Source organism: Streptococcus sp. CF8-6, assembly GCF_024295845.1.
GTDB classification, from domain to species: domain Bacteria; phylum Bacillota; class Bacilli; order Lactobacillales; family Streptococcaceae; genus Streptococcus; species Streptococcus oralis_BO.
In genome coordinates, this window is the sequence record NZ_JANCOF010000012.1 from 1 (window position 1) to 2,500 (window position 2,500).

Genomic DNA, 2,500 nt, shown 5'->3' on the forward strand with positions numbered 1-2,500 from the left:
TGCAATTGCATCACTACCAGATGGACCTGCGTTGTATTAGCTAGTTGGTGAGGTAACGGCTCACCAAGGCAACGATACATAGCCGACCTGAGAGGGTGATCGGCCACACTGGGACTGAGACACGGCCCAGACTCCTACGGGAGGCAGCAGTAGGGAATCTTCGGCAATGGACGGAAGTCTGACCGAGCAACGCCGCGTGAGTGAAGAAGGTTTTCGGATCGTAAAGCTCTGTTGTAAGAGAAGAACGAGTGTGAGAGTGGAAAGTTCACACTGTGACGGTATCTTACCAGAAAGGGACGGCTAACTACGTGCCAGCAGCCGCGGTAATACGTAGGTCCCGAGCGTTGTCCGGATTTATTGGGCGTAAAGCGAGCGCAGGCGGTTAGATAAGTCTGAAGTTAAAGGCTGTGGCTTAACCATAGTACGCTTTGGAAACTGTTTAACTTGAGTGCAAGAGGGGAGAGTGGAATTCCATGTGTAGCGGTGAAATGCGTAGATATATGGAGGAACACCGGTGGCGAAAGCGGCTCTCTGGCTTGTAACTGACGCTGAGGCTCGAAAGCGTGGGGAGCAAACAGGATTAGATACCCTGGTAGTCCACGCCGTAAACGATGAGTGCTAGGTGTTAGACCCTTTCCGGGGTTTAGTGCCGCAGCTAACGCATTAAGCACTCCGCCTGGGGAGTACGACCGCAAGGTTGAAACTCAAAGGAATTGACGGGGGCCCGCACAAGCGGTGGAGCATGTGGTTTAATTCGAAGCAACGCGAAGAACCTTACCAGGTCTTGACATCCCTCTGATCGCTCTAGAGATAGAGTTTTCCTTCGGGACAGAGGTGACAGGTGGTGCATGGTTGTCGTCAGCTCGTGTCGTGAGATGTTGGGTTAAGTCCCGCAACGAGCGCAACCCCTATTGTTAGTTGCCATCATTCAGTTGGGCACTCTAGCGAGACTGCCGGTAATAAACCGGAGGAAGGTGGGGATGACGTCAAATCATCATGCCCCTTATGACCTGGGCTACACACGTGCTACAATGGCTGGTACAACGAGTCGCAAGCCGGTGACGGCAAGCTAATCTCTTAAAGCCAGTCTCAGTTCGGATTGTAGGCTGCAACTCGCCTACATGAAGTCGGAATCGCTAGTAATCGCGGATCAGCACGCCGCGGTGAATACGTTCCCGGGCCTTGTACACACCGCCCGTCACACCACGAGAGTTTGTAACACCCGAAGTCGGTGAGGTAACCTTTTAGGAGCCAGCCGCCTAAGGTGGGATAGATGATTGGGGTGAAGTCGTAACAAGGTAGCCGTATCGGAAGGTGCGGCTGGATCACCTCCTTTCTAAGGATAAGGAACTGCACATTGGTCTTGTTTAGTCTTGAGAGGTCTTGTGGGGCCTTAGCTCAGCTGGGAGAGCGCCTGCTTTGCACGCAGGAGGTCAGCGGTTCGATCCCGCTAGGCTCCATTGGTGAGAGATCACCAAGTAATGCACATTGAAAATTGAATATCTATATCAAATAGTAACAAGAAAATAAACCGAAACGCTGTAGTATTAAAAGAGTTTATGACTGAAAGGTCAGAAAATAAGGTTAAGTTAATAAGGGCGCACGGTGGATGCCTTGGCACTAGGAGCCGAAGAAGGACGTGACAAACGACGATATGCCTTGGGTAGCTGTAAGTAAGCGATGATCCAGGGATTTCCGAATGGGGGAACCCAACAGGTACTACCTGTTACCCACATCTGTTAAGGATGTGAGGAGGAAGACGCAGTGAACTGAAACATCTAAGTAGCTGCAGGAAGAGAAAGCAAAAGCGATTGCCTTAGTAGCGGCGAGCGAAACGGCAGGAGGGCAAACCGAAGAGTTTACTCTTCGGGGTTGTAGGACTGCAATGTGGACTCAAAGATTATAGAAGAATGATTTGGGAAGATCAGCCAAAGAGAGTAACAGCCTCGTATTTAAAATAGTCTTTGTACCTAGCAGTATCCTGAGTACGGCGGGACACGAGAAATCCCGTCGGAATCTGGGAGGACCATCTCCCAACCCTAAATACTCCCTAGTGACCGATAGTGAACCAGTACCGTGAGGGAAAGGTGAAAAGCACCCCGGGAGGGGAGTGAAATAGAACCTGAAACCGTGTGCCTACAACAAGTTCGAGCCCGTTAATGGGTGAGAGCGTGCCTTTTGTAGAATGAACCGGCGAGTTACGATATGATGCGAGGTTAAGTTGAAGAGACGGAGCCGCAGGGAAACCGAGTCTGAATAGGGCGCATTAGTATCATGTCGTAGACCCGAAACCATGTGACCTACCCATGAGCAGGTTGAAGGTGCGGTAAGACGCACTGGAGGACCGAACCAGGGCACGTTGAAAAGTGCTTGGATGACTTGTGGGTAGCGGAGAAATTCCAAACGAACTTGGAGATAGCTGGTTCTCTCCGAAATAGCTTTAGGGCTAGCGTCGACATAAAGATTCTTGGAGGTAGAGCACTGTTTGGGTGAGGGGTCC

General features: G+C 51.0%; 1 tRNA gene and 2 rRNA genes (1 of these 3 cut by a window edge). All 3 read left to right on the forward strand.

Features of this window, described 5'->3' with window-relative positions:
- Nucleotides 1–1,336: ribosomal RNA gene (locus NML69_RS09835) — 16S ribosomal RNA — on the forward strand; the annotation flags it as partial.
- 51 nt (nt 1,337–1,387) lie between these two features.
- Nucleotides 1,388–1,460 (forward strand) — tRNA-Ala (locus NML69_RS09840).
- A gap of 122 nt (nt 1,461–1,582) precedes the next feature.
- A 23S ribosomal RNA gene (locus tag NML69_RS09845) occupies nt 1,583–2,500 on the forward strand (it continues 1,984 nt past the right edge of the window).